Source organism: Pseudodesulfovibrio aespoeensis Aspo-2 (assembly GCF_000176915.2).
In the GTDB taxonomy this organism is placed as follows: Bacteria; Desulfobacterota; Desulfovibrionia; order Desulfovibrionales; family Desulfovibrionaceae; genus Pseudodesulfovibrio; species Pseudodesulfovibrio aespoeensis.
Window position 1 is genome coordinate 1,079,524 of sequence record NC_014844.1, and the last position, 26,703, is coordinate 1,106,226.

Consider the following 26,703-nt stretch of genomic DNA (forward strand, 5'->3'; position numbering starts at 1 on the left):
ATCAGACATCATCAAGGAGATTAGTGAAATGAAGCTCATCATAGCATACATCAGGCCCGAAAAGCTCAACGACGTGAAGCAGGCGCTTTACGCCAAGGAGATATACTCCCTGTCCGTGACCAATATCCTTGGCTCCGGTCGGCAGAAGGGATTTACCGAGACCTATCGCGGCGTGCAGATGGAGGTGAACCTGCTCAAGAAGGTGCGCCTTGAGATCGGCGTCAACGACGACTTCGAGGCCAAGGCCATCGAGGCCATCAAGGCCGCCGGACAGACGGGCAAGGAAGGCGACGGCGTCATCTTCGTGACCGAGCTGGCCAAGGCCATGCGCATCAGAACGGGCGAGGACGGAATCCTCTAGGAACGGAAATGCGATGACATACGGGATCCGGGGCGGCCCAAGCCGCCCCGGCCCTTGCCCGAAGAATATCCATGAATCAAGCCCGCCCGCGGACAACGCTGAAATGACGACAGACACCCTTATGCCCATCACTGTGACCGACCTCCACGAAATCATCGAGACGGGCGCCATCGTCACCCATTTCCAGCCTCAGGTCTCGCTCAAGCGCAAGGCCGTCATCGGGCTTGAGGCGCTCAGCCGGGGGTTTGATGGGGCCAGCGGCGAGATCATCCCGCCGTCGGTCCTGTTCGGCCTGGCCAGCGACCCGGAGACGCGGCTCGCCCTGGACCGTGTCTGCCGCACGCGGGCTGCGGAATCATTCGCCGCCCTGCATCGGCGCGACAAGAGCGTCATGCTCTCCATGAACATCGACGCCGCCTGTATCAGCGAGGACACCAGGGGGTCCAACCACCTGCTCAAGCTGATCAAGCGGTGCGACATCAGTCCAAACAACGTCATCATCGAGATCATTGAATCCCGGTGCGAGGACATGGACGCCCTGCTGGAGTTCGTCCGCTTCTACCGGAAAAAGAACTTCCTCATCGCGCTTGACGACGTGGGCGCGGGTTTCTCCAACCTGGACCGCATTCCGCTGCTCAAGCCGGACGTGCTCAAGCTCGACCGTTCGCTCATCAGCGGGGTCAACGAGCAGTTCCACAAGCTTGAGGTGGCGCGCAGTTTCGTGCAGATGGCCAACCGGCTGGGCTGCCTTGTCCTGGCCGAGGGCGTGGAGACGAGCGAGGAGACCATGTGCCTCCTGGCCAACGGGATCGATGTCTTTCAGGGGTTCTTCTTTGCCCGGCCCGCGCCCGGGCTGGACGCCGTGCCCGGCATGGCCGACAAGGTGGACGCCCTGGCCGAGAAGCACCGGCACAACCGCACCCGGCGCATCGCCGAAGAGAAGCGTCTCTTCTCCAGCTACGATCTGACCATCCTGACCATGTGCCAGGGGCTGTCCGAAACCCCGTCGCGCGGGCTCAACCAGGCGCTGACTCAGTTCATCGATCAGCACGAGGGCGTGGAGTGCGTCTATGTGCTCGACATGAAGGGGCGGCAGGTGTCCGACACCCTGTGCGATCCCCTGAAGCTCAAGAAGAGCAAGCGGTTCCTCTACGAACCCGCCCGTGTGGGGGCCGACCACTCCCTCAAGGAATACTTCCTGCCCATCCAGGCCGGGCTTGAGAAGTTCACCACCGATCCGTACATCTCCCTCGCCTCGGGCAACTTGTGCACCACCATCTCGCGGGTCTTCTATCACAAGTGCTGTGGCCGCCACCTGATCCTGTGCACCGACATGAGCCGCGAGGACATGGCCTGCGGACTGTAGCCTCCTGTCAGGGTGGGGCCATGCTCAGGGAGTGTCCAGCGTCCCAAAGACGTAGGCGACCGATCCGGGCAGGAGATGGTCGAGCATCCGCTTGTTGCGTTCATTGTTGCAGGCGTCGGATGCATAATGGTCATTGACGGCCAGACCGGCCAGGGGCAGTCCCTTGGATGCCAGGAAATGCGCCGAGAGCAGGGCGTCATTGATGCATCCCAGGCGGTTGGGAACCACGAGGATGGTGCGCAGGTCGCAGGCGCGGGCGATTTCGTACATCTGCCTGTTCATGTCCAGGGGCACGAGCAGTCCTCCGGCCCCCTCGACGAGCAGGACATCGCACTCGGAAACGGCGTTGATCGTGTCCGCCACCGCGTCAAAGGGGAACGTCTCCCAGAGAAAGCAGGGGGCCACCGGCTCGGTGCCGGTCATGATGACTCGGGCGTCTGCCGGAGCGAGCCCCGTATGCGTGCGGACAAAGGCGGCGTCGTCGTCGGCAGGGAAGCCGGTCTGCACGGGCTTGACGTAGGTGACGCGTTTCCCTTCGGCCATGAATCGTTTTGCCAGCCATGCGGAGAAGACCGTCTTCCCGACTTCGGTATTGGTGCCGGAGATGAAGTAGCGTTCCATCATTCCCCCAGCACTTCGACCATGGCGGCATGGGCAATGTCCACCAGCCGGGTGATTTCGTCCTGCGTGATGACGTAGGGCGGCAGGAAGTAGATGCAGTCGCCGAGGTTGCGCAGCAGCGCGCCCCGCTTGAGCGCTTCCCGGAATATCCTGAACCCGGTCCGCTGTTTCCAGTCAAGAGGAGTCCTGGTCCCCGGGTCGGCCACCAGCTCGACGCAGGTGATGAAGCCCAGGGAGCGGACCTCGCCCACATGGCGGTGCCCGGCGAACCGCTGCGCGGCATAGTCGGCCAGATGACGATATTTCGGCTTGTTGGTTTCGAGGACATTCAGTTCTTCGAACATGGACAGCGTCTCGTTGGCCACGGCGCAGGCCAGGGGATTGCCCATGTAGGTGTGGCTGTGCATGAACGCCTTCAGTTCGGTGAAGTCGCCCAGAAACGATTCGTAGACCGCATCCGTGGTCATGACCACCGAGAGCGGGAGCGTGCCCGAGGTGATGGATTTGGACAGGGTCACGAAGTCCGGGGTGACCCCGGCCTGCTCCATGGCGAACATGGTGCCGAGGCGACCAAAGCCGACCGCGATTTCGTCAAACGCGAGGTGGATGTCATGGTGCCGCGTACACTCGCGCAGCTTGTGCAGATAGCGCGGGGGGTAAAACCGCCAGCCCGCGGCTCCCTGGGCCAGGGGCTCGACAAAGACCGCCGTGATTTCCCGGCCTCGCTCCTCCAGGGTCCGCTCCATGGGCTCGAAGCATTCGGCGTCGCAGTCGGTGCGCGTCCGATCGTATGGGCAGCGGTAGCAGTCCGGTCCGGTGACGCTGATGTTGTCCGGCATGAGTGGCCGGTAGATGTCGGAAAAGGCGTCGTGTCCACATATGGACAAAGCGCCGAGAGTTTCGCCGTGATAGCCGCCGGACAGGCCGACGAACCGCCTTTTTTCCGGCTGGCCCGTGTTGCGGCGGTAGCCGTAGCTCATCTTCATGGCGATTTCCACGGCGCTCGCCCCGTCTCCGGCAAAGAACACCTTGGTCAGTTCGTCCGGCGTCAGGTCGGCCAGGCGGCGGGCCAGCTCCTCGGCCGGGGGATGGATGACGCCAGCGAACAGGACGTGTTCCAGTTGCGCCGCCTGTTTGGCCAGCGCATGGGTGATGCGCGGGTTGGCATGGCCGAAAATATTGGTCCACCATGAACTGATGGCGTCGATGTACGGTTTGCCTTTGGCGTTGTATACATATATTCCTTTCCCGGAGCAGATCCTGAGCGCCGGGTGTTCCTCAAGGTCTTTCATCTGAGTGACCGGAAGCCAGAGAGCCTGTGGTATCCTATCCATCGTCATGTCTGAACATTCCTATAAAGAGTATATCGCGAGAGAAGTGGCGAAGCTTAGGGAAGGAAACCGCATCCGTCAAATACCGCCCGTGGACCATGGCGCGGACAAGATTTTGCTCTATGACGGTCGGGAACTGCTCAACCTCGCGTCCAACAACTATCTCGGACTGGCCGGCCATCCCGCGCTGCGGCAGGGAGCCATCGAGGCCGTGGAGCGGTATGGCACGTCAAGTGGCGCGTCAAGGCTCGTCAGCGGCAACTTTGCCCTGCTCGACGAGTTGGAGCGGGAGATGCGCTCCTTCAAGGAGCAGGAGGACGCGCTGGTGGTGGGGGCGGGCTTTGCCGCCAACCTGATGATCCTCTCCGCCCTGGCCGACCGGCATACCGTGGTTTTTTCGGACCGGCTCAACCACGCCAGCATCGTGGACGGCATCCGGCTGTCCGGCGCGAAGCATGTCCGCTATCGCCATAACGACACGACCCATCTCGCGGAACTGCTTGAGGCGCATGCGGCTGTGCCCAGGAAGCTGCTGGTCACGGATACGGTCTTTTCCATGGACGGCGACATCGCCGATCTTGCAACTCTTGTCGATCTTTGCCAAAATCACGGCGTCCTGTCCGTGGTGGACGAAGCCCATGCTGCCGGAATCTTCGGTAATGGCAGGGGCTTGGCCGCCGAACTCGGCCTGGCGGACCGGGTGGACATCCATATGGGAACCTTCAGCAAGGGGTTCGGCTCCTACGGCGCATACGTCGCGGGCAAGGCGGACATCATCGGATACCTGCGAAATACCGGCAGGCCGTTCGTTTTTTCCACGGCCCTGCCGCCCGCAGTCGTGGGCGCGAGCCTCGCGGCTGTGCGTCTGGTGCGCGAGACAGGCACGATGGGGAATCGGCTGCTCGGCATGGCCCGCGATGTTCGCGAGTTCCTCGGTTCGCTGGGCCTTGATGTCGGTTCGTCGCAGACCGCGATCATTCCGGTGATGCTCGGCTCCAACGACGCGGCCCTGGCCGCGCGGGACGCGCTCATGGAATACGGTGTTCTTGTCGGGGCCATCCGCCCGCCCACGGTGCCCCAGAACACGGCCCGCCTGCGCATCAGCCTGCGGGCGGACCTGACCGATGCGGACCTGACGCTTTTCAAGACGGCTGTGGTGCAGATGACGGAGCGAGAGTGATCGACGATTTTCTTTTTGTATCCGGCTGGGCGGGCTACCCGGAGCTCTTTCCTTCCCTGGCTGGAAAGGGTGAATTCTTGCTGCCCTTTGTCCGCCATGCCGAGCGTGAGGTCTTTGACCGGTTGGATGCGTCCGCCGCTTCCACGCTCATAGGCTGGTCCACGGGCGCGCACATGATCCTCAAGCGATGGAGCCGCGTGGTGAACCGGTTTGAACGGATCATTCTCCTGGCTCCGTTTCTGGCCTTCACCGACTATACTCCGGAAAAGGCGGTACGGCTGATGATCCGCGAGATGCGCCGGGACCCGGAGCAGGTGGTGCGCCGCTTTCACGCCAACTGCGGATACAACGGGCGGCCCGTGCACTGCCATGGCGACGCCGAGGGGTTGATCGCCGGTCTGGAGTATCTGTGCGTCTCCCGCGCCATGCCTTCGCACCTGGGCGGAAGGAAAACGATCCTCGTCCACGGCGAGCATGATCGCATCGTGCCGCCCCACGCCACAGAGGATATCCGGGAGGTCATGCCGGACGCATCCTGCCAGACCCTTGCGTGCGGTCATTACATTTCAGGACACGATCTTGTCGATACCGCTGTCTAAGGAGAGCATCCGCCGGGCTTTCGAGCGGGCCAGGAACACCTATGCCGAGGCCGCTCAGGTCCAGGATCGGGCGGCGCTGCGGTGCGCCGAGCACGTCCCGACGGGCGAGTATCCGGCCATTCTCGAAATCGGCGCGGGCGGTGGCGTACTGACCCGGCACATCGCCGAACGCTGCACCCATTCCCGTTACGTGGCCGTGGACATCTCCCCCGGCATGCTCGCCCAGGTGAGCCGGGACGGATTGACCAATCCCGAGTTCGTCGCCGCTGACGGCGAGTACCTCTGTTTCCCTCAGGAGAGCTTCGAGCTGTTGGTCAGTTCGTCCACCATGCAGTGGTATCGTTCGCCCGAGGTGTCCATCCACGACAACCTCAGGCTGCTCAGGCACGGCGGTCGGTTCTCCCTGTCCATTTTTGTCGAGGGGACTTATGCCGAATTCGCCGAGGCTTCGGCTGCATCCGGTTTCGGTTCCATGCTCCCCATGCGTCCTGCTCAGGATTTTGTGGAGATATTGCAGGACGCCTCGCCCATGGTTCTTGAGTCGGAGATCGTGACCCATGTGGTCCACTATCCGACCGTGGCGGACATGCTGCGCGCCCATCGCGCCACCGGGGCCACGGCCACGCCCGGTGCCAAGCAGCCGTCCCGGCAGGCCTACCAGCGGTTTATCGACTATTACGAAGGCAACCATCGCGCTCCCGAAGGCATCAGGAGCACGGTCTTCATCCTCCATCTCTGGGGCCGCCGTTGAGCGATTTCGGCACATGCAGGCTCGCCCGCTCCAATACGGGCGAGCGGACACTCTGCCAGCACTGGTTGTCCATCTTCGTGACCCGGCGGCGAGCCATTGCGGATTGTGCGCCTCTTGTCCCAGGCGGGCCACTCCCGGATGGGCGTTTGACTTGGCGGCAGGGGGCCAATAAACTGTGATGATGCGCAACTTTATGCCTTGTATGCGTCGTGTCCTTCCTGGATTCTGTCTTGCCCTGAGCGTCCTGCTGGTCGGCGGCCAAGTCCTGGCTGAAGAGGTGCGTCTGGTCTACGAGGATTTCCCGCCCTTTGAGTACCAACAGGACGGCGAGGCGCAGGGCGAAAGCGTGGCTCTGATCCGGCAGGTGTGCGCCGAACTGGGACTGACTCCGGTCTTCATGCACCGCCCTTGGGCACGGGCCTTGGACGACGTGCGCACGGGCCACGCGGACGGGATCTTTTCGCTCTTCCGGTCCGAGGAGCGCGAAAGATCGTTGATTTTCGCGCAGCAGCCGCTTGCCCATGACGAAACCGTGGTGTTTGTGGCCCGGGGTGATCTGCATCCCGAGTCCCTGGAGGATCTCGCAGGTTTGCGGGTGGGACTGGTCCGGGGCCACCATTACGGTTCGGGCGTGGTCGAACGGATTCCGGGATCACTCCAGTTGTTCAAGGATGTGCGGACAATGTTCGCCATGCTGTGCGAGGGACGCATCGACGCGGCCATGGTTGCCCGGAGCCCTGGAGAGCACTTCCTGAAGCAGTTGGATTGCGGCGACCAGGTGCGGGAGGTCCTGGTGCTGGCGCAGATGTCTCTGCACATAGCTTTCTCCAGGCTGGACGAGGCGCACGGCAAACGGCTGGCCGAGGCCTTTTCACGCGAGCTTGCCCGCATGGAGGCCGCGCGGAGGGGCGGGCGGGAGGCTGCGTCGGAGTAGCTGCAATGGCGGCGCGGCAGCCGGACCTGGAAAGAGAGAAGCAAAAAGGGGCGGGAACAGCATGTTCCCGCCCCTTGTGCGTGGACAGAGGGAGTCGGTCAGATCTTGCAGGCGGTGCGCAGGTCGTCCACCGCGTCGGTCATTTCCCAGGTGAACTCCGGGCGTTCGCGGCCAAAGTGACCGTAGTTGGTGGTCAGCTGGAAGATGGGGCGGCGCAGGTTGAGCCGCTCCTGGATGAAGTAGGGGCGCATGTCAAAGACCTCTTTGACGGCCTTGGTCAGCTGTTCGTCAGTCACCTGGCCGGTGCCGCGCGAGCAGACGACCACGGAGACCGGCTCGGCCACGCCGATGGCGTAGGCGATCTGGACTTCGCACATGTCGGCGAGGCCTGCAGCCACCACGTTCTTGGCCACATAGCGGGCCATGTACGCGCCGGAGCGGTCCACCTTGGACGGGTCCTTGCCGGAGAACGCGCCGCCGCCGTGGGCACCGGCTCCGCCGTAGGTGTCGTTGATGATCTTGCGGCCAGTGAGTCCGCAGTCGCCGACCGGACCGCCGATGACGAAACGGCCCGTGGGGTTGATGTAGGTCTTGAGCTTCTCGTCGATCAGCTCCTCGGGCAGGGTCTTCATGATGACTTCCTGCAGGATGGCTTCCTTGAGGTCGGCGTAGGCAATGCTCTCGGAATGCTGGGAGGAGACGACCACGTTGTCGATGCGCACGGGTTTGCCGCTGTCGAACTCGACGCAGACCTGGGTCTTGCCGTCCGGGCGCAGGAAATCGAGGATGCCCTCCTTGCGCACATAGGTCAGGCGGCGGGAAAGCTTGTGCGCGTAGTAGATGGGGGTGGGCATCAGGGTCGGGGTCTCATTGGTGGCAAAGCCGAACATCATGCCCTGGTCGCCAGCGCCCTGTTCCTCGGGCTTGGTGCGGTTGACGCCCTGGGCGATGTCCGGGGACTGCTTGTCGATGGAGGAGATGACCGCGCAGGTCTGCCAGTCAAAGCCCATGGTGTCGGAGCTGCAGTAGCCGATGTCCTTGATGGTGGCCCGGACGATCTCCGGGAAATCGGCAAAGGCGGTGGTGGAAATTTCCCCGGCGATGAAAGCCAGGCCGGTGGTGACCAGGGTTTCGCAGGCCACGCGGGCGTTAGGGTCCTGGCGAATGATGGTGTCCAGGATGGCGTCGGAGATCTGGTCGGCGACCTTGTCGGGATGGCCTTCGGTCACGGATTCCGAGGTGAACAGGTACTTTCCTTCGATCTGCATTGAATCCTCCTTAAAGAGTCCTACGGTAATACGCGCCTAAAAATCCGGGTCGAGTTCGCACTCGAGGATCTGGTCGACGCCGTTGTTGTTGTCTGCGATGACGACCCTGGGCTTGCGCGTCCGGGCCTCTTGCTCGTCAAGCCACACATAGGAGGCGATGATCACCCGCTGGCCCGGCGCGCCCTTGTGGGCGGCGGCTCCGTTGAGGCATATCTCGCCTTTAGCGCCGGGGATGGCGTAGGTGGTCAGTCGTTCCCCGTTGTCCAGGTTGTACACGTCCACCTGCTCGTAGGGCAAAAGGCCCACGGTCTTCATCAACACGGTGTCGATGGAGATGCTCCCCCGGTACTCCAGGTTCGCGCAGGTGATGGTCGCGCCGTGAATCTTGGCGCTCAAAAAGCATCGTTGTGCCACAGGGCTCACACCTCTATCAAAATATTGTCTATAAGTCTTGCCTTGCCCATGCCCACGGCGACAGCGGCCAGCACAGGGCCGGTCACGGCACCCACCGGGGTAATGTCGTCCGGGTCGACCAGCTCGATGTAGTCGATCTTGCCCATGGGCAGGGTGGCGGCGAATTCGTCACGCAAAAACCGCTTGGCGACCTCGGGATCGCGCTCGCCCTTGTGCAGCATTTCGGCCAGCTTCACAAGCCCCTGGCGGATGGCCGGGGCAGCGGCGCGCTCCGTCGGCGTGAGGTAGGCGTTGCGCGAGCTGAGGGCCAGGCCGTCGTCCTCGCGCACGATGTCGTGGCCGACCATGGTCACCGGGATGTTCAGGTCGCGGACCATGCGTTGCAGGATGGCCAACTGCTGCCAGTCCTTGCGGCCAAAGACCGCCACCTCGGGCTGGGCGAGCATGAAGAGCTTGTTGACCACCGTGCATACCCCCCGGAAATGACCGGGCCGTCTGGCCCCGCACAGGTGGCGGCCAAGGTCGGGCACGTCTATCCAGGTGGCGTGGTCGGGCGCGTACATGGCCGACGGTTTGGGCATGAAGAGCAGGTCTGTCCCGCACGCCTCAGCCTTGGCCCTGTCGCCTTCGGGGTCGTGGGGGTATTTGTCCAGATCCTCGCCCGGACCGAACTGGGCGGGGTTCAGGAAGATGGAGGTCACGAGCCGGTCGCACAGGGTGCGGGCGTGGCGCATGAGCGCCATGTGGCCGTCATGCAGATAGCCCATGGTCGGCACAAGGCCGGTGCGCAGGCCCTGGCGTCGCCAGGCGAGGCATTGTTGTTGGAGTTCTTGCGGGTCGGTGATGATGTTCATGATCTCATGCTGCTAGCACGGCAGCTGTCGGCCTAGCTATGACTATTCGGATGAAATGTCAATATCCAAATGTATTGATATAGTCCTCGCGCCCTTTGTGCGCAGCGGGGTCGGGGGTGGGGCGGGATGTGTCGGATCGTGCCGGGGCAAACTTTTATTTGAGTAAAACAAGCGTGCGTTGTAAGCTCCCGGATTATGAGGACGATAAAAGACATTTTCGCGGACGGGAGCCTGTCGTTCACTCCTCAGGAGCTGATCGACTTCGAGCATACGATCAAGGATTGCATTGCCGAGTTTCTTCCCTTCAGTTCGTACAGCCTGTTCTTCCCCAGGCAGGAGGCGGAAGGCCCGATCCCTGAGCCCGAGTTCCGGCGTGACGATGGCGAGCTGATCCTGCCGCTGGTCTTCCAGGGCCGGATGCTCTGCTATTTCATCGCCAAGGGCGTGAAGCTCAAGGCACCGTCCGTGGCCCCGCGCTACATCATGGCCCTGGCCTCCGCCGTGCTGGAAAAGCTCGCCCTGTACAAGAAAAGCGTCACCGATCCGCTGACCGGGCTCTTCACCCGCGACTATTTCGTGGCCGAGCTCATGAAGGCCATCGATCAGGTGCAGGGATGTCTGGCCACCGGCAACTGCCGGGCCGGGGCCGCCGCGCGCAACGGAACCGTGGTGCAGGGTGTGGTCGGCACGCCCGTCTGCGAGGTCGAGCAGGTCTTTTCCGGCACTCTTGGCGTGCTCTATGTCGATCTCGACAACTTTCTCTGGATCAATGAACACTACGGCTACCTCATCGGCGACGACATTGTGGCCGAGGTGGGCCGCCTGCTCGATCTGGTCTGCCCCAAGTACACCACGGTCTCGCGGCTGGCCAACGACAAGTTCGCCGTACTCGTTCCCGACGCCAAGCCGCGCGCCTGCTTCCAGCTTTCCGAGGTCATCCGCTCGGGCATCGGCAAGCTCTCCTTTGTGGACGACATCACCAACGACATCATCACCGTGACCACCAGCGTGGGTTTCGTCAACTATCCCCAGGGGCTTGAGGGCGGCCAGTTCCGCCGCGCCCCCTCGGAGCAGGCGCGGATGCTCGTGCGCAAGGCGCGCAAGAGCGTGAGCGTGGCCAAGGACCTGGGCCGCAACCGGGTCTTCAGCTATGCCGACATCCTGGCCAAGGGCGGGCGCGTGCTCGAAGCCTTGCCCATGAACCGCGTGGTCGTCAGTCTCGGCGAATCGTCCGGGGCCAAGGTCGGCCTGCGTTTCCTGGTGCGCGCCCCCAAGGCCTCCCAGTCCGGCGCGGAACCCGCTGTCCAGGCAGGGCGCTCCCCGGCCATGTTCAAGGCCGAGGTGGTCCTGGTCGAGGTGCAGAGCGAAACCGCGGTGGCCGAAATCCTCCACCTGGGCGACGCCAGTTGGAACGTGAAGCCCGGCGACCTGCTCAAGCTCGTCACAGGCGATGAGCCCCATTTCAGCGACCGGCCCGGAGTGTCGGTTCCGGGCGCGCCGCCGCGCAAGGACGCGGCTACCAGACTCGTCAGCTACAGCGATTTCGTGGCCACTCTGGCAACGGCGCGGCTCAAGCCCGAAACCTTCGGCCTGTCCCTCATCCGCGTGCTCGATCAGCCCGCCGATGCCGATGCAGCGTATCAGGAGGCCATGGATCAATTGGTGGCCGATGTGGCCGGGCTGGCGCGCGGCGGCTTTGGCGAGGGCGCGTTCGGGGGCCGTTACGGACTCAACGGCATGATCTTTTTCCAGGAGGGCGTGGACGGGCCGACCCTGCGCGCCCGGTCCCTCGAAATCGCCAAGCTGGCGGCAGACACCCTGGGCGTGTCGGTCTCCATCGGCTCGGCCTGCCATCCCTTTCTCAATTTTGACCGCGCGGACATTCTCGAAAACTGCCGCAAGGCCTTGGAGCACGCCCTGTTGCTTCCGGAGCCGCGAGTGGCCGTGTTCGATTCCATCTCCCTCAACCTCGCTGCGGATCGCCGGTTCATGGACGGCGACATCTACGGGGCCATTGAGGAGTTCAAGCTCGCGCTCCTGGACGACGAGCACAACCTTCTGGCCCGCAACTCGCTCGGCATCTGCTACGCCCAGCTTGGCCGGTTCGAGGACGCCCGCCGACAGTTCGAGCAGGTCTCGGCCATTGACAAGAAGGATGTCCTGGCCCTGTACAATCTCGGCTGGGCCAACCACCGCCTGGGTGATCTCAAGAAGGCCGAACAGGCGTATCGTCAGTGCCTCAAGGCTGACCCCGGCCATGTCTACGCCCTGATGCGGCTTGGTTCCATCAGCGAGCAGGCAGGGCATCTCAAGAAGGCGGCCAACCATTACAAAAAAGCCGCTGCCCAGCCCGGCGGCGAGCGCATGGTGCTCAGGCCGCTGGCCCGCATCGCCTACAGGCAGGGCGACATCGACGCCACCCGCGAATACCTGCATCTCGCCCTCAATGCCGACCACAACGATCATCAGGCCATGCACATGCTGGCCCGGCTCTACCTCGACCAGGGGGAGGACCCCCAGATCGCCGAGGTGCTGGCCCGGCAGTCGTCGGCCCTGTCGCCGGACAAGGACGTGTATTGGGAGACGCTTGTGGAGGCCCTTGAGGCCCAGGGCAAGGTTGAAGAAGCGGTGAAGGTGGCGGCGCGGGCCGGGTAGATATTTGGGATTTGACTGGGTTTGGGAGGAGGGTTCCCCCTGCGCCATTGGGTGCGCGGGGGGATTCTTTTTTTTGGGTATGTTTTTACTTGCCCGTGCTCCCTGATTCGGTGCTGCCGCTCGCGATTTCAACGATTTTGTCGAGGGCCTTGCCACGATCCTGGGCGAGTTTTTTCCACTTGCGTTTCTCGTTTTTGAGGGCCTCGATGGTGTGCAGCAGGTTCTGGATGGTCTGGGCGGGGTAGCCGTGCGTTGCACGGCTCCCCCGACGAATTTCCTCGTCATTATGCTGCCGAATGGCAACGATCTGATTGGCGTCCAATATCATCTGACGGATGTCCTCAAAAGGGTCAGGCGGTGCAGAATGTCTCCTGGGAGAATTCCACCCGGTCCTTGTATTCTTCCTGTTTGCCCTTGTTCCAGCGGCCCACGGGTCTATAGTAGCCCACCACGCGGGTGTAGACTTCGGTGTCCCTGTCGCAGGTCGGGCAGGTGAAGTGCTCGCCGTAGATATACCCGTGGTCGTCGCATACCGAGAAGGTCGGGGTGACCGAGATGTATGGAATCTTGGTCTTGCTCATGGCCTTGAGCAGGAAGTTCTTGACGCTTTCCTCATCGGGTGCGGCCTCGCCCAGGAAGGTGTGGAAGACAGTTCCTCCGTTGTAGAGGGGCTGCAGTTCGTTCTGGTGCTCCAGGGCGAAGAAGACATCCTGGCTGGCTCCCACGGGCAGCAGGGTCGAGTTGGTGTAGTATGGCACCTCGCCGCCCGAGGTGTGGATGTCGGCGTAGAGCTCCCTGTCGATCTTGGCCAGCCGGTAGCATGTTCCTTCGCCCGGCGTGGCTTCCAGGTTGTACAGGTTTCCGGTCTCTTCCTGAAACCTGACCACCAGCCTGCGCAGATGGTTGAGGGTGCGCTGCATGAGGCTCAGGCCCGAAGGCGTCTCCATCCCTTTGCCAAGCAGGTTGACGCAGGCCTCGTGCCCGCCGATGAGGCCGATGGTGGAGAAGTGCCCCTTGAAGCCGTTCTTCAGGTAGCGGCGGGAGTAGGGAAACATCCCGGCCTCAAGATTTTTCTCCACGATCTTGCGCTTGAATTCCAGGGACTCCATGGCCAGCTCCGCGTATTCGGAAAGCAGCTCAAAGAAGTCCTCCTCGTTGTGGGCCAGGTAGGCGAGCTTGGGCAGGTTCAGGGTGACCACGCCGACAGAGCCGGTCAGATCGCCCGCGCCGAAAAGGCCGCCGGTCTTCTTGCGGATTTCCCGAAGATCCATCTGGAGTCGGCAGCACATGGAGCGCACGTCCTCGGGGTTGAGGTCGGAATTGATGAAGTTCTGGAAATAGGGTGCGCCATATTTGGCGGTCATCTTGAGCAGCAGCTTGCCGACTTCCGACTCCCAGGGAAAATCCTTGGTCACGTTGTATGTCGGGATGGGGAAGGAGAAGATGCGGCCAGCAGCGTCACCTTCGAGCATGACTTCAAGAAAGGCCCGGTTGATCAGAGCCATTTCAAGGGCATACTCGCCGTAGGTCGAATCCAGCAGCTTGCCGCCGAGGATGACGGCCTCGCCTGCGATGTGGGCCGGGGGCACGACGTCAAAGGTGAAGTTGGTGAACGGGCTCTGCCCGCCCCAGCGCGAGGTGGCGTTCAGGTTGAACAGCAGCTTTTGCACCTGCTGCTTGACCGCTGCATAGTCCAGCCCGTCGTGCCGGACAAAGGGCGCGAGATAGGTGTCCACATTGTTGAATGCCTGGGCGCCCGCCCATTCGTTTTGCAGGGTGCCCAGGAAATTGACGATCTGTCCGCACGCGGCATCGAAATGCTTGGCCGGGGTGGACGAGCAGCGATCGCGCAGGTTGAACCCTTCAAGCAGCAGATCGCGCAGGCTCCAGCCCGAGCAATATCCCGCCAGCCCAAAGGACAGGTCGTGAATGTGAAAGTACCCGTGGTTGTGGGCCATGCGCACTTCCTCGGGATACTTCTCCAGAACGTAGCGGGCCTGCACCGAGCCTGCCATGTGCAGAATCAGCCCCTGGAAGGAGTGGACCATGTTCGAGTTTTCGCTGACACGCCAGTCGAGATTGTCGAGGTAGCTCTCGGTGACGCCCACGATATCCATGAATGATTGGTCCTGGGTGCGCAGTTCGCGCCGCTTTTCCCGGTAGAGGATGTACCGTTCGGCCACCTTGTACAGGCGCGCTTCCATGAGCACCTGCTGCACCATGTCCTGGACCTGCTCCTGCTCCGGGGTGTCCATGTCCGCGAGCTTGGCCTCGACCTTTCCGGCGAGCCTGTCGGCCAGCATCGGATCCTTGATGCCGCTTCCCTTGAGCGCCTTGAAGATGGCGACCCCTATGCGTTTGGTGGACCAGGTCTCGATGCGCCCGTCGCGTTTGATGATTTGAGTCGGCATGATCGTCTCTTGGCAGACAGGGCAACGGGGCAACCGGTCGTCCTTCCGATGCGCGTGGGGCATGGGTGTCTGCATGGTCGCCCTTGACGGCGGGACAGCGGCGGAACCGCAGTCGCCGGGCGACGTTGGGATGGAGTGTTTTCACAGTCCGGATGCGGGGTCCGCGCACCACATCAGGAGAGGAATAGCTTCAGGCCGGTCTTCTGGCTCTCCCCACCCGGTTCCGCCTTCCCACCCCAGTGGGGCAGTGGCGTGTTGGAAACGGGCGCATAGGGGGATCACAGCGGCGGGACCGCTCCGGTTTTGCACCGGATTCCCGATTATGGCCTTGCGGCCACCTGAAGAACATCGTGACAAGAGAAAATCTAGACCATGCTTCCGGAGAGCGCAAGCGGGTTGTCTCTGTTTTTTTGAAATCCGTGAATGTGTCGTGATTGGCAGGGTGGGATTTTCTTGATGGTGTGGATGAATGACGGCGGGGGAAATGCGTCGGCAACCAAGCCGTCATTCCCCGCGAATCACATCGCCCACCGCCATTTTCTGGCTGAGGAAATCCACCATGGCGAATCGCGGGGCAAAGACCGGTTCGCGGTCAACCAAGTCGGTTCATTGCAGCAGGAAGGCGAGGATCTCGCAGGCGAGAAGGCTGTTGGCCGCCTGACCGCCAGTGGCCGTGGTGGGAATGATGTCGGAGGCGCATCCTTCGGCGAGGCGCTTCGTGGCCGGACCGTTGAAGGAGTTGCCGAGAAACGATGGCAAAAACCCCGGCCATTGGCGGGACAAAGGCGTATGGGAAAGAGTGCTGGAAACCTTGATAGATGAGCCAGGTTATGCTTGGCTGATGATCGATGCCAGCCAGTGCATTTGGCTTTTACCGCCGGAGGCATTCCAACACGCCTGCCTTGTGGAAGGCGGCGGCGACGATGGCTTGGGCTTCCTGTTGTATGGTGCGCAGGTGGTCGGTGTTTATGAAGGATTCCGCGTATATCTTGTAGATGTTTTCAGTGCCTGAGGGTCGGGCGGCGAACCAGCCGTTTTCGGTGGTGACTTTGAGCCCGCCGATGGGGGCGTTGTTTCCGGGTGCGCGGGTGAGTTTGGCGCGGATGGGTTCTCCGGCGAGGGTGTCGGCTGTGACCATATCCGGGGAGAGGCAGCAGAAGGCGGCTTTTTGTGCGGGCGAGGCAGGGGCGTCCATGCGTTGGTAGATGGGCGCGCCGTGTTCGGCTTCAAGGTCGCGGTAGAGTTCGCCGGGATCGCGTCCGGTGCTGGCGGTGATTTCCGCAGCGAGCAGGTCCATGATGATGCCGTCCTTGTCGGTGGTCCAGACGGTGCCGTTGCGGCGCAGGAAGCTGGCCCCGGCTGATTCCTCGCCGCCGAAGCCGCAGGAGCCGTCGAGGAGGCCCTCGACGAACCATTTGAAGCCGACGGGCACCTCGTGCAGTCGGCGGCCCAGTGTGGCGGCCACGCGGTCGATCATGGAGCTTGAGACCAGGGTTTTGCCCACAGCGGCCTGGGCGGGCCAGTCGGGCCGGTGGGTAAAGAGGTACTGGATGGCCACGGCCAGATAGTGGTTGGGGTTGAGCAGGCCGGAGCTTTTGGTGACGATGCCGTGGCGGTCGTAGTCCGGGTCGTTGCCAAAGGCGATGTCGTAGTCGTCCTTGTGGCGGATGAGCGAGGTCATGGCCCATGGCGACGAGCAGTCCATGCGGATCTTGCCGTCCCAGTCCACGGTCATGAAGGCGAAGGAGGGATCCACGACCGGGTTGGTGATAGTCAGGTCAAGATCGTACATGTCGGCCATGGGTTCCCAGTAGGCGATGCCCGAGCCGCCCATGGGGTCCACGCCGATCTTGAGGCGGGCGTTGCGGATGATGTCGAGATCGACCACGTTGCGCAGGTCGGTGATGTAGGGGGTGATGTAGTCGTGGTGCTCCACGACGGGGTCTTTCAGGGCGCGGGCGTAGGGGATGCGGTTGACGCCCCTGAGCCCGTTTTTGAGCAGTTCGTTGGCCCGATCCTGGATGGCCCTGGTGGTTCCGGTGTCTGCCGGGCCGCCCTCGGGCGGGTTGTATTTGTAGCCGCCGTCGCGCGGCGGGTTGTGGGACGGGGTGATGACCACGCCGTCGGCCAGTCCGCTGGTGCGCCCTTTGTTCCAGGTGAGGATGGCGTGGGAGACCACCGGGGTGGGGGTGTAGCCCAGGCCGCGCTGGATGCGTACCCTGACCCTGTTGGCGGCGAACACTTCGAGCGCGGTGGCCAGGGCGGGCTCGCTCAGGGCGTGGGTGTCCATGCCCAGATGGAGCGGGCCGTCGATGCCCTGGGCTGCGCGGTGTTCGCACACGGCCTGGGTCACGGCCAGGATGTGGTCCTCGTTGAAACTGCCGTCGAGCGACGAGCCGCGATGCCCTGAGGTGCCGAAGCTGACTTTGCAGGCCGGGTCCGCCGGGTCGGGCCTGGTCTGGTAGTAGGCGGCCACCAGCCGGGGGATGTTGACGAGGATGTCCCTGGGCGCCGGTCGCCCGGCCAGTTCGTGCAGCGGCATGAGCTCTCTCCTTCTTTGGTCTGCTCCGGCGGTTGACCGGAATCCACGCATGCCATCCCATAGCACCAATCCGCTGGGTCTGTCATGATCCCGTGTGATAAAATGATAAAGATAACCATTTCTGGATGAAAATTTATAAAAGGGTTGTTTTGCCGGAGATGGCATTGGCATATGGTGTTGTCTGAAGCTTGCACGCGTGTGCTGATTGATTGGTCATTCAGGCTCGGGGAGGCGTGTTCAAGCGTGTTGGCAGGGAGTCGGAGTTGGCCGCTCCCGCCAAGTGTTCGTGAATGAGCAAAGGAGTATTCCCGATGTTGCAAATCGTGACCGGAAAATTGTCCAGAGCGGTACTTCTCCCGGTTATCGCTTCAATTGTTCTGGGGGTGGCCTCGTTGGTCTGGTATGTCAAAACATCATCCTATGAAATGACCCTTGCGAGCGAGACCAGGGGGGCGGCGACCCAGGCCGCAAGCGTGGTAGCGGCTCTCAATCTGTTTGTTGACGACACGCTGGCCGCGACCAGAGCCATGGCCGACCGGCGGGTCATGGCGGAGGTCCTGGCCTCTGATACGGACCCGGCCATCGTGGACCTGGCAGACTCGGCCCTCAAGAACTACGTGGACAGCAACCCCAACTTGTATGGAGCCATGGTCTTTGACGGCAGGGGCCGTTCTCTGGCCGGGGCCATGGCCGACGGCGCGTCCTTGGCCGGGATCGACGTCTCGGACAGGGAATACGTCAGGGGTGTGCTTTCAGGCGAGCCTTCGCATGTCTCGCGCACCGTGTTCAAATCCAAGACCGATGGCACGCTCACCTTTGCCGTCAGCGTCCCGGTGCGCGACGGTGGGGGCAGGATTGTGGGCGGAGTGGCCCTGTTCTCGGCATGGGATGCTTTTGGCAGGGACTTTATCGATCCGGTTGCCATTGGAAACGAGGGGTATGGCTTCATTTTCGACGGTTCGGGCCGTTTCATCTATCACCCCAGGGAGCGCTCCGTCATTCTACAGGATTACAGCGGACACGAGTTTGTGCGCGATGCCATGAACCGCAGGAACGGCGAGATGGTGTACGATTGGGAGGGCCGCGCCAAGGTCATGGCCTTCCGGACAGAGCCGGACACGGGCTGGATCGTGGGCATGTCCGCCTACGAGTCGGATCTTGCAGCCGGCGCGGTGCGCCAGGGGTACGTGCTCATGGGCATCGGGCTGCTCATCGCGGCAGTGGTTTCCGGGCTGGTGGCCCTGTTCATGAATCGTCTGGTGGTGGTTCCGGTGGGACATGGCATGCAGGCCTCGGAGATGATGGCCCGGGGCGACCTGACCCTTGACCTGCGCAGCGATTCGCCCAATGAACTGGGCAATCTGATACGCGCCCTTGGCGACATGATCGGGTCGCTGCGCACCGTGGTCGGCAGGGTCAAGTCCGCCGCCGAGATCGTGGCCGCCGGGAGCGAGGAGATCGCCGCGTCCGCCGAGCAGATGAGCGAGGGCACCACGGAGCAGGCCGCCAGCGTCGAGGAGATATCGGCCTCCATGGAGCAGATGGCGGCGAGTATCCGCCAGAACATGGAGGTAGCCCGGCAGACGCGCGACATCGCGGTCAAGACGGCCAGCGACGCGACCGTGGGCGGCGACGCGGTGCAGCAGACCGTGGCCGCCATGCGCGATATCGCCAGCCGCACCTCGGTCATCGAGGACATCGCCCGCCAGACCAATCTGCTGGCGCTCAACGCGGCCATCGAGGCGGCCAGGGCGGGCGAGCATGGAAAGGGGTTCGCCGTGGTCGCGGCAGAGGTGCGCAAGCTGGCCGAGCACAGCGGCGTGGCCGCGCGCGAGATCAGCGATCTGACCGGCAGCAGCCTCAAGGTGGCCGAGCAGGCCGGGACCATGCTTGAGAAGATCGTGGCCGACATCAAGCGCAACGAGCAGCTGGTGCAGGAAGTGGCCGCGGCCAGCCAGGAGCAGGACGTTGCCGCCGGGCAGATCACCATGTCCATTCAACATCTGGACATCGTGGTCCAGAAAAACGCCTCGTTCTCCGAGGAATTGTCGGCCACGTCCGAGGAGTTGTCCCAGCAGGCCGTGCAGTTGCAGCAAACCATGGAGTTCTTCCGGGTCGGGCCTGGCGAGGCCGGTGGAGTCAGGCAGGCGGAAGGCGGCGTGAGGGTCGTCCCGGCGCGTCCTGGCGGGGCGCTGTTCCGTGGCCAGAGCCTTGAGCTGATGTAGTCGTCCGGATCGAAAAATGGATCGGCGCGCCCCAGGTGGGGCGCGCCTCAGGCTGTTGAGAAAGGCTCGATTGCGTCGTTGCTTCAAAAAAGGCAAACCCTCGCGTATTGTATATACGCGTCGGTCTTGCCTTTTTTTCGCGCCTAGCACTCGAACCTTTCTCAACAGCCTAGCTGAGTGGACTCTGAGGCGCGACCCGGGTCAGGGTGTCGTTTCCTGAGAAGGTCACTTTTTAATGGCGTCGATGTCGCGGTGCAGTTCGTCGATCTGGTGGTTGGCGGCGCGCAGCCGGACGGCCAGGACCTCGGCAAAGACTCGGTACATGACCGCCTGGGTGAACATCTTGCCCGTCTCGCCCATGGTCCTGATGGCCGTGTCGTCCAGGGCCACCACCAGGGTGGTCTGGATCGCGGTGATGGTGGCCGAGCGTGGGCTTGCGTCGCTGATGCCCATCTCGCCGAAGATGTCGCCCAGCCGTTGCAGGCAGCCCACCACCTTGCCCTGCACCGAGATTTCGAGGTTCCCGAAGACGAGGAAGAAGACCCGGTTGTCGAATTCCCCCTCGCGGATGACCACTTCGCTGGCGTCGTAGCGGCGGATGGACGCGGCCTTCATGGCCTGCCGGATGAGGTGGTCTGGCAGGGCGTCGAAGGCCGGGACGTTGCGCAACCGCTCCATGATCTCGTCGTTGGCCGGGTCGAATGGTATTTTTTGCATGGCGTGTGTCCTGGCTGTGGTTGGGTTTTTGCCCCTTTGATCATGTCATATATCCCCGGGGGGGGGGCGACAGTTAACTGGAAAAGGCGGACAGGGCGCGGATGCGGTCCAGGGCCGGGGGGTGGCCGTAGTGGAGCCAGACCTCCAGCGGGTGGGGGGTCAGGTTGGTCAGCGAGCTGGCCGAGAGCTTCTTCAGGGCGGAGATCATGGCTCCGGGGTTGCCCGTGGCCCGGGCGGCAAAGGCGTCGGCCTCGTATTCATGGGCGCGGGAGATGGCGTTGGCGGCCACGGACAGGACCAGGGAGACCGGGGTGAAGAGCAGGACGAAGAAGACCAGCCCGGCGTACACGCTGATGCGCTCCATGCCAAAGGCCGCGAACAGGCCGGGGCTGCTCATGAACAGGGACATGAGGAAGAAGACCGCGCCGGTTTGGGCCACGCCCATGGCCAGCCGCTGCTTGATGTGGCCCTTCCTGGCGTGACCGATCTCGTGGGCCAGTACGGCCACGATCTCCTCCACGGACTGCTCTTTGATCAGCGTGTCGTACAGGGCGATGCGCCTGCGTCTGCCCAACCCGGTGAAATAGGCATTGCCCTTGGTGGATCGTCTGGAGCCATCGATGACGAAGATGCCGGACAGCTCGAATCCGGCCTGACGCGCGCAGGTTTCAAGGGCGCGGCGCAGCTCGCCGTCCTCAAGGGGGGTGAAGGTGTTGAAGATCGGCAAAATCCAGGTGGGTGCGATGTAGGTCAGCCCCAGGGAGAAGAGCACGGCCACGGCCCAGCACAGGAGCCACGCCAGCGGCCCGGCGTGCTCGAAAAAGAGCAGTACCAGGGCGATGAGCGGCCCGCCCAGGATGACTGTCAGGACCAGGCTCTTGAGCCGGTCAAGGACAAAGGTGCGCACTGTGGTGGTGTTGAAGCCGAATCGGCTCTCGTGCACAAAGGTGCGGTAGGCTTCAAAGGGCAGGCCGAGCAGCGATGCGGCCAGGGTCAGTGCGCCGATGAAGGCCAGGCCTGTGGCCAGGGGAGGCAGGTCCAGCGCGCGGATGGCCGTGTCGAGCCGGTCGAAGCCCCCGGCGAGGATGAAGGCGATGATGGCCAGGGTGTCGCAGGTGTCGGTGACGGCTGACAAGCGCATGGAGGCGCGGGCGTACTCCCGCGATTTGGCATAGGTCTGCGCGTCGAAGGCATCCGCGAATTCGGGCGGCGGGTTTGGTGGCATGTGGCGCGCGCCAAGGATGTTGGAGAGCACGCCGAGCAGCCATGAACCGGCCAGGGAGCCGATGATGACGGCGAGGTATGCGTTCACGGACTCTCCTGGGTTGTTGTGGTTGGCCGGGCTGTGGGCATGCGGTGTTGATTCAGGGAATAGGGGTAGCCGCCGTGGCGGTGCGCGTCAACACTTGCTGCCGCGAAACCCGGCAGAAAGACACGGTTATTTTCATGCCACTTGCTAAAAAGGAGACCCTGTATTAGTTTGCGTGGCAACAGTCACGTTACAACCACCGGGAAAACCTGATCGATGACAGCCAAACCCGTCACTGCAAAGGAAATCCGCGAGGACATCGCGCGGGCGCGTGCCTATGCTGGCAAGAGCGACTATCTCAAGACCTTGAGCTGCTTGTCCAACGTCGCGCGCGGGCTGGTCACCAGCCAGATTTTCGGTGCGGAAAAGTTCGAGATATACGCCCACCTGGACGAGGCGTTGCGCGATCTCAACAAGATGAAGATGATCAAGCGTCTTTTCCCAGACGGGCTGACCTATGCGCGGGGCAAGGAAAAGCAGTTCTATCAGACCCTGGTGCGGCTGCACGGCAAGCTCGGCGAGGCCATGCAAAAGGCGCGGCTGACCAAGATGCGCCAGCGTCTTGCCGTGCTGGACGACAACATGATCAAGGCCGCCCGGCTGATCAAGGAAGGCAACAAGCTCGACGCCCGCAAGCTCTACCGCAAGATATCGGAATATTTTCAGGATATAGAAGGGATAAACTCGGACATCGGCAACAGGATGGCCATGTTCGGCATGTTTTCCGAGGCGGTGGAATATCTGGCCAAGGCCCTGGAGACCTCTCCCAACGACACGCGCGCCCACAACGCCCTCATCCTCTGCTACGAGGGGATGAACGATGCGCCCAAGGCCATGGATGCGGTCAAGGAGGCCATGCGCCGCCTCGGCCCCAGCGAGGGGTTGTATCTGCGGCTTGCCAAGCTTCATCTGGGCAAGCGCGAGTGGGGCGAAGCCCACAAGAACGCCCAGGCCGCCCTGGAGCGCAACCCCTTGAACTCCGAGGCGCAGAAGATCGTCAAGCAGGTGGAACCCAGGGTCTTTGCGGGCAAGCCCAGACCCACGCCCGGCACTGCGTCCGCACCCGTCAAGCCGCTCAAGCTGGACCTCTAGCCCCCGGAACAGCCAAAACTCTCCGTCCCGTGCAGACCAGCCCCAGGTCAGTCGAGCATGCGCCGCAGCCAGAGCTGGAAGGGTGGCTCTATCTCGTGGGGCACACGGGCGAGTTCTGGCCGCTGGCGGGTGAAGAGCACCTCGACGCGCGAGCCGGGCCGGTATCGCAGCCAGAGATCGTGCGGCAGCCGGGCCGTATGGTGCCGGGCCAGACCGTCTGAATCCACATATTTGTAATCGATGAAGAATCGCGCGCCGTCCCGTGTGCCTGCCTCGGTCCGGACAGCGGTGACGATCCCGAAGGTGCGCGTCTCGCCGTAGATGCGGAACCGCTCGGCGCGCATGATGTCGTAGGGGGCCATGGACAGCCCCCAGATGATGAGCGCCACTGCCACCGCTCCGATGACGGCGCGCAGGAGCCGGATTGCCGGGGTGCGTCTGACGTGGCTGCTCGAAAGGATGACCATGCCACCTGGATACACGGCGGGCAGTGTCCGTGCAAGGGGGCGAAAGCGCCGGAATGGTGATATAACCCCCTTGCGTCCCGCGTCCGGGCGGATTAGAGTGGCGCAATGGGACGTAAAATTGAGAAATATCAGATAACCGGACCGCTGCAACGGCAAGGCCTCCCTGGCGGAGCCGAAACCATCGTCCTGGTCGAGGATTGCATCCGGCGCATGACCGCCTCGGTGCGCCGGGGGCAGGCGGACGAGATAGGGCGCAGCTTCGGCGAGGAGACCGACCCCGAGGTGCGCCCCCTGGGCTGGTGGGTGCTTGTCTGCGGCGAGCCGCTGGACGACGAATCCTTAAGCGCCCGTGACGCGGCCCGCGACCGGCTGCTGGAAGAGGTCCGGGCCAGCGGACTGGTCCTGGCCGAAAACATCTGGGTCTGGGACGAAGCAGGCACGGCCCAGCTCGTGATCAGCACCGTGCCCAGCCTCCAGCGCGCCGAACGCCTTGCCAGCCACCTCCGCGGCAAGGGTCTCACCATCCGCATCCGCCGCGAGAAGTTCTAGTCCGGCTGTTAAAAATCCCCGATTGCTGCCGCTAACTGGCCGTGGGCGAGTCTTCGAGCCGTACAGATCTCTTTTGGGATAGACCTCGCTGGGGGCTCATGGCCTGTCTGTTTGAAAAAAGAAGGCCGCCAGCCCATCCGTCTTGACGGCTTGTGCTTTGGCTGCATGCTTCTCAAAAAAAAGCTTATGATGTGTTTCCCGTCGATGTTTTCGGGAACTTCCATTTTCGCGAAGATGATCGCCTTATCCTTCTGGAGCCGCCATCTTGATCTCCGCCCGAGATTGGTGCCGATCAAAAAGCGTCATCAACCTGCTCTCCTGGCAGCGGAATCGGTTTGACCCCGCGAGGCTGAATGTCCACACTCCCGTCCAAACGGAAGTAGCTCATGGCCTCCTGAAGTCGTTTGCCGTTGGCTGCAAGCTGTTCACTGGTGGCCCCCATCTCTTCTGAGGCCGAAGCGTTCTGCTGGCTGAGGGAATCGAGCTTGGAAATTTCCGAATGTATCTGCTCGGCGCCAGCCCTCTGCTCATTGCTTCCGGCTGCGATCTCCTGAACAAGATCAGCTGTTTTTTCTATATTGGGCACCAGCTGATCGAGCATCTCGCCCGCTGCACGTGCGGCACCGACCGTGCTGCGGGAAAGCTCGCTTATCTCATTGGCTGCAGATCCGCTTCGCTCGGCCAACTTGCGCACTTCGGCAGCGACCACTGCGAAACCCTTGCCGCTTTCTCCTGCTCGAGCCGCCTCAATGGCCGCATTGAGCGCAAGCAAGTTGGTTTGTCTGGCGATCTCTTCAATAACGGTTATTTTTTCGGCGATATTCGTCATGGCGCTAACGGCTCCCATGACGGCCTTGCCACTCTCCCGGGCGTCTTGGGCGGCCTTGGAGGCTATGCTTTCAGTCTCATGAGCATTGCTCGTGCTGCTGTTGATTCTGTCGGCCATTTGCTCCATGGAAGCCGAAATTCTTTCAATCGATGCCGCCTGCTCCATCGCCCCCTGAGAAAGGTTTTGAGCCATGCCTGCCAGTTCCTTACTGCCCAGGGCGACGTTGTCGGTCGTGGCGTCAACCTCGGAAACGACCTGACTCAATTGTTCCACCATAAAGGCCAAGGCCCTCTGCAAATCTCCAATCTCATCGGCGCGGTCAGCATCTATGGCTGTATCCAGGGAACCCTCTGCAATGCGCTTTGCCGTGGCGACCAAGTCTTTAATTGGCCGCAAGATGTTCGAGAAAAGGAGAAGCCAGATACCCAAAACCAGGACGACAACTTGTCCTATGGCCAAGCATATGATGAGTAATCCAAGAGAACGCGCAGAGGCGAATGCGACATCCTTATCGACAGCCATGACAGTGGTCCAATCAAGCAGCGGGGATTTTTCGAAAACGATAAATTTTTCCACACCAAGGGAGACAGTGTTTTGTATGCCTTTCTTGTTGTTTGCAATGTACGGACCGTACGTCTCCTCAGTAAATATATTCTTTTTTGCAACCAGATCAGTGTTGGGATGGGCCAGCACAACGCCATCAGGGGCCAGTATGAAAGGATATGACTCTGCCGAAGCTCTTGTCAGGATAAATTTTTCAGCAAATTTCTCGATTTCAACACCTGCAGAGAGCACCCCGACAATTTCACCTTCGTTGTATATAGGCGAAGTAACGACGAAGACGTATTTTTTTAACTGTGGGCTGAAGACTGGTGGTGAGATATAGTCATTGCCTTTGGCGGTTTCCTGGAACCATTGCCGATTGGAGAAGTCGGCGTTCACCATTTCCTTGTTGGTGGTCCCTTTGACAATGCCCGTACTAGAAACGATAAGTACGCTGTTCGCTGTTGGATTTCGCGACAAGACGCCATCGAGTAATGAAATGGCTTTATCAACGACAGCAGGGTTGTCTGAATCATGAGACAGCAGGTCTATAATATCACTTGTGCCGGAGAGAGCTATGACTTCACTTTGTACGCCCTGTACCCACAACTCTATGGCCGAGTTCAGGCTGCCGACCGTGTTTTCGGCATTTGTTATGACATTTGATGATATCGACTCCGTGCTCTGCTGGCATATTAGCCATGTTGTGAGGATCATGCCGATGATGATCAAAGCAAAAGTCGGTAACAGAAATTTTGGTGCCAGCCTCATGTAATCCTCCAGATAATACCGATTTTGCAGCGTGAAAACCGGTTATGACTCCGACCTCAGCTCATAGTCCATACTTCAAGTCCGCATTTCAATGTGGTCAAACCAGACGACACCGTCAGCGCACCCATCTGGGTGCCTATTGTACATTTTGAGCACTTCCAGGTGGGAAGAGTCAATTATAATCAACGCATTTGATTGAAAATGAGCCAGCCGAAACAGTCTCTTCGACCTCGCCAACATTTGCTCATGCTTGATGGATGGCCCCCCCTTTGTGGAAATGAAACAGTAAGCCAAGCCGACATGGAGCGGCAAAAGTAAGCGTCTAGGAAGCCCTTGTTCAGGAGGGCAGCCCCCAGGTCGGGATCGGCAGTCCGGCTCAGAGAGAATCGTTCTTTTGCATGCCCTGCGGCAGCAAACCTTTGTGGTTGTTTTCACTAGAATACCTCAGCGAGTACAACGAGCGGGCCACATGAAAAGATGTCCCCTGTTGATTTTGCCGCCCAGAGGGCAGTGGGATTCCACAATCTCTGGCCAACCACCAAGAAATTGCCGGAAGTGCCTATTGTTCCATTCGCGGGTGGCTCGGAGCAGGCGATGGTCCGGGGCATATTCGTAGCGCGTGTAGTTGCCGCCGTTGTTCCAGAGGATGCGCATCCCCTGTTTGTCGTGGGCATAGGTCCAACGGATGGACCGCCCCTGGACATCGTGCTGCACTGTGCAGGAATAGATGGAATGCATGCTTGCTCCCTGGTTTTGTTCCCGAAAGTCGTTTCCGGGAATCCGGGAAAGCGTAGCATGGGGTTTTCCGCCCGCTGCCTCGCGACTGCTTGACCGACAGCGAGGCCGTTTTCCGAGGGCACCTTGGGGGGGCATGAACACTCCCAATATCAGAGTCGGAGCAATTGACACGACAG

Annotated in this window: 24 protein-coding genes, 1 pseudogene and 1 riboswitch; of the genes and pseudogenes, 11 read left to right on the forward strand and 14 right to left on the reverse strand. The window is 61.7% G+C overall.

Features of this window, described 5'->3' with window-relative positions:
- The first annotated feature begins 28 nt into the window (after nt 1–28).
- Together DAES_RS04790 and DAES_RS04795 are read left to right on the forward strand one after the other, a co-directional pair.
- A complete protein-coding gene (locus tag DAES_RS04790) occupies nt 29–361 on the forward strand; it encodes a P-II family nitrogen regulator (RefSeq protein WP_013513906.1) in 333 nt (110 codons plus the stop codon).
- A 103-nt stretch (nt 362–464) separates the two neighbouring features.
- Nucleotides 465–1,727: an EAL domain-containing protein gene (locus DAES_RS04795; protein ID WP_013513907.1), complete on the forward strand. Its 1,263-nt coding sequence runs from the start codon at nt 465–467 to the stop codon at nt 1,725–1,727.
- Between the two features lie 24 nt (nt 1,728–1,751).
- On the opposite strand, the gene bioD is transcribed toward DAES_RS04795, so the two are convergent.
- Both bioD and bioA read right to left on the reverse strand, forming a co-directional pair.
- Nucleotides 1,752–2,351, reverse strand: a complete 600-nt coding sequence (gene bioD, locus DAES_RS04800) for a dethiobiotin synthase (protein WP_236608463.1) — start codon at nt 2,349–2,351, stop codon at nt 1,752–1,754.
- On the reverse strand, nt 2,348–3,688 hold the full coding sequence (gene bioA / locus DAES_RS04805; protein ID WP_013513909.1) for an adenosylmethionine--8-amino-7-oxononanoate transaminase: 1,341 nt from the start codon (nt 3,686–3,688) through the stop codon (nt 2,348–2,350). The genes bioD and bioA overlap by 4 nt, the downstream gene beginning before the upstream one ends.
- Nucleotides 3,689–3,725: 37 nt before the next feature.
- Here bioA and bioF point away from each other — a divergent pair, with 37 nt between their 5' ends.
- The 4 genes from bioF (at nt 3,726) to DAES_RS16895 (ending at nt 7,143) form a co-directional block, all read left to right on the forward strand.
- On the forward strand, nt 3,726–4,859 hold the full coding sequence (gene bioF / locus DAES_RS04810; RefSeq protein WP_013513910.1) for an 8-amino-7-oxononanoate synthase: 1,134 nt from the start codon (nt 3,726–3,728) through the stop codon (nt 4,857–4,859).
- Entirely contained in the window at nt 4,856–5,458 is a 603-nt protein-coding gene (locus DAES_RS17545; RefSeq protein WP_013513911.1) for an alpha/beta fold hydrolase, read from the forward strand. Before bioF ends, DAES_RS17545 begins: the two co-directional genes overlap by 4 nt.
- Nucleotides 5,439–6,209 (forward strand): methyltransferase domain-containing protein, encoded by a 771-nt coding sequence (locus DAES_RS04820; RefSeq protein WP_013513912.1) that lies wholly within the window; start codon nt 5,439–5,441, stop codon nt 6,207–6,209. The genes DAES_RS17545 and DAES_RS04820 overlap by 20 nt, the downstream gene beginning before the upstream one ends.
- Nucleotides 6,210–6,411: 202 nt before the next feature.
- A complete protein-coding gene (locus DAES_RS16895) occupies nt 6,412–7,143 on the forward strand; it encodes a substrate-binding periplasmic protein (RefSeq protein ID WP_157864808.1) in 732 nt (243 codons plus the stop codon).
- Nucleotides 7,144–7,241: 98 nt separating this feature from the next.
- Here DAES_RS16895 and metK read toward each other — a convergent pair whose 3' ends face one another.
- Genes metK through panC form a run of 3 tightly spaced genes read right to left on the reverse strand, consistent with a single transcriptional unit; the run spans nt 7,242 to nt 9,679 of the window.
- Nucleotides 7,242–8,411 carry a methionine adenosyltransferase gene (gene metK, locus DAES_RS04830; protein ID WP_013513914.1) on the reverse strand — a complete coding sequence of 390 codons (1,170 nt, stop codon included), beginning with the start codon at nt 8,409–8,411 and terminating at the stop codon, nt 7,242–7,244.
- A gap of 36 nt (nt 8,412–8,447) precedes the next feature.
- The gene (panD, locus tag DAES_RS04835; RefSeq protein WP_013513915.1) at nt 8,448–8,825 is read right to left on the reverse strand and encodes an aspartate 1-decarboxylase; all 378 of its coding nucleotides are present in this window, start codon (nt 8,823–8,825) and stop codon (nt 8,448–8,450) included.
- A 5-nt stretch (nt 8,826–8,830) separates the two neighbouring features.
- Nucleotides 8,831–9,679, reverse strand: a complete 849-nt coding sequence (gene panC / locus DAES_RS04840) for a pantoate--beta-alanine ligase (RefSeq protein ID WP_013513916.1) — start codon at nt 9,677–9,679, stop codon at nt 8,831–8,833.
- 195 nt (nt 9,680–9,874) lie between these two features.
- On the opposite strand from panC, the gene DAES_RS04845 reads away from it, so the two are divergent.
- Nucleotides 9,875–12,334, forward strand: a complete 2,460-nt coding sequence (locus DAES_RS04845) for a tetratricopeptide repeat-containing diguanylate cyclase (RefSeq protein WP_013513917.1) — start codon at nt 9,875–9,877, stop codon at nt 12,332–12,334.
- Between the two features lie 85 nt (nt 12,335–12,419).
- Here DAES_RS04845 and DAES_RS04850 read toward each other — a convergent pair whose 3' ends face one another.
- From DAES_RS04850 to DAES_RS17550, 3 genes are all read right to left on the reverse strand, one after another.
- Entirely contained in the window at nt 12,420–12,662 is a 243-nt protein-coding gene (locus DAES_RS04850; RefSeq protein ID WP_013513918.1) for a hypothetical protein, read from the reverse strand.
- 22 nt (nt 12,663–12,684) lie between these two features.
- A complete protein-coding gene (locus DAES_RS04855) occupies nt 12,685–14,745 on the reverse strand; it encodes a ribonucleoside triphosphate reductase (RefSeq protein WP_013513919.1) in 2,061 nt (686 codons plus the stop codon).
- 176 nt (nt 14,746–14,921) lie between these two features.
- Nucleotides 14,922–15,102, reverse strand: a riboswitch (cobalamin riboswitch).
- 249 nt (nt 15,103–15,351) lie between these two features.
- On the reverse strand, nt 15,352–15,504 hold the full coding sequence (locus DAES_RS17550; RefSeq protein ID WP_157864809.1) for a hypothetical protein: 153 nt from the start codon (nt 15,502–15,504) through the stop codon (nt 15,352–15,354).
- A gap of 10 nt (nt 15,505–15,514) precedes the next feature.
- Between DAES_RS17550 and DAES_RS17930 the strand changes: the two are divergent.
- Nucleotides 15,515–15,602: pseudogene (locus tag DAES_RS17930) on the forward strand (IS5/IS1182 family transposase); the annotation flags it as partial.
- A 14-nt stretch (nt 15,603–15,616) separates the two neighbouring features.
- On the opposite strand, the gene pgm reads toward DAES_RS17930, so the two are convergent.
- Nucleotides 15,617–17,287, reverse strand: a complete 1,671-nt coding sequence (gene pgm, locus DAES_RS04860; RefSeq protein WP_013513920.1) for a phosphoglucomutase (alpha-D-glucose-1,6-bisphosphate-dependent) — start codon at nt 17,285–17,287, stop codon at nt 15,617–15,619.
- Between the two features lie 311 nt (nt 17,288–17,598).
- Here pgm and DAES_RS04865 point away from each other — a divergent pair, with 311 nt between their 5' ends.
- Nucleotides 17,599–19,512 carry a methyl-accepting chemotaxis protein gene (locus DAES_RS04865; protein WP_013513921.1) on the forward strand — a complete coding sequence of 638 codons (1,914 nt, stop codon included), beginning with the start codon at nt 17,599–17,601 and terminating at the stop codon, nt 19,510–19,512.
- Between the two features lie 225 nt (nt 19,513–19,737).
- Here the strand turns inward: DAES_RS04865 and DAES_RS04870 are convergent, their stop codons facing one another.
- Both DAES_RS04870 and DAES_RS04875 read right to left on the reverse strand, forming a co-directional pair.
- A complete protein-coding gene (locus DAES_RS04870) occupies nt 19,738–20,229 on the reverse strand; it encodes a cyclic nucleotide-binding domain-containing protein (RefSeq protein WP_013513922.1) in 492 nt (163 codons plus the stop codon).
- Nucleotides 20,230–20,302: 73 nt separating this feature from the next.
- Nucleotides 20,303–21,541, reverse strand: coding sequence for a M48 family metallopeptidase (locus DAES_RS04875; RefSeq protein WP_013513923.1), 1,239 nt, complete (start codon nt 21,539–21,541; stop codon nt 20,303–20,305).
- Nucleotides 21,542–21,754: 213 nt separating this feature from the next.
- Between DAES_RS04875 and DAES_RS04880 the strand changes: the two genes are divergently transcribed.
- Nucleotides 21,755–22,630, forward strand: a complete 876-nt coding sequence (locus DAES_RS04880) for a tetratricopeptide repeat protein (RefSeq protein WP_013513924.1) — start codon at nt 21,755–21,757, stop codon at nt 22,628–22,630.
- A gap of 47 nt (nt 22,631–22,677) precedes the next feature.
- On the opposite strand, the gene DAES_RS04885 is transcribed toward DAES_RS04880, so the two are convergent.
- Nucleotides 22,678–23,097, reverse strand: coding sequence for a hypothetical protein (locus DAES_RS04885; RefSeq protein WP_013513925.1), 420 nt, complete (start codon nt 23,095–23,097; stop codon nt 22,678–22,680).
- Between the two features lie 105 nt (nt 23,098–23,202).
- On the opposite strand from DAES_RS04885, the gene DAES_RS04890 reads away from it, so the two are divergent.
- The gene (locus DAES_RS04890; protein WP_013513926.1) at nt 23,203–23,646 is read left to right on the forward strand and encodes a hypothetical protein; all 444 of its coding nucleotides are present in this window, start codon (nt 23,203–23,205) and stop codon (nt 23,644–23,646) included.
- A 292-nt stretch (nt 23,647–23,938) separates the two neighbouring features.
- Here DAES_RS04890 and DAES_RS16900 read toward each other — a convergent pair whose 3' ends face one another.
- Entirely contained in the window at nt 23,939–25,789 is a 1,851-nt protein-coding gene (locus DAES_RS16900) for a methyl-accepting chemotaxis protein (RefSeq protein WP_013513927.1), read from the reverse strand.
- Nucleotides 25,790–26,233: 444 nt separating this feature from the next.
- The gene (locus DAES_RS04905) at nt 26,234–26,527 is read right to left on the reverse strand and encodes a hypothetical protein (protein ID WP_013513928.1); all 294 of its coding nucleotides are present in this window, start codon (nt 26,525–26,527) and stop codon (nt 26,234–26,236) included.
- Between the last annotated feature and the right edge of the window lie 176 nt (nt 26,528–26,703).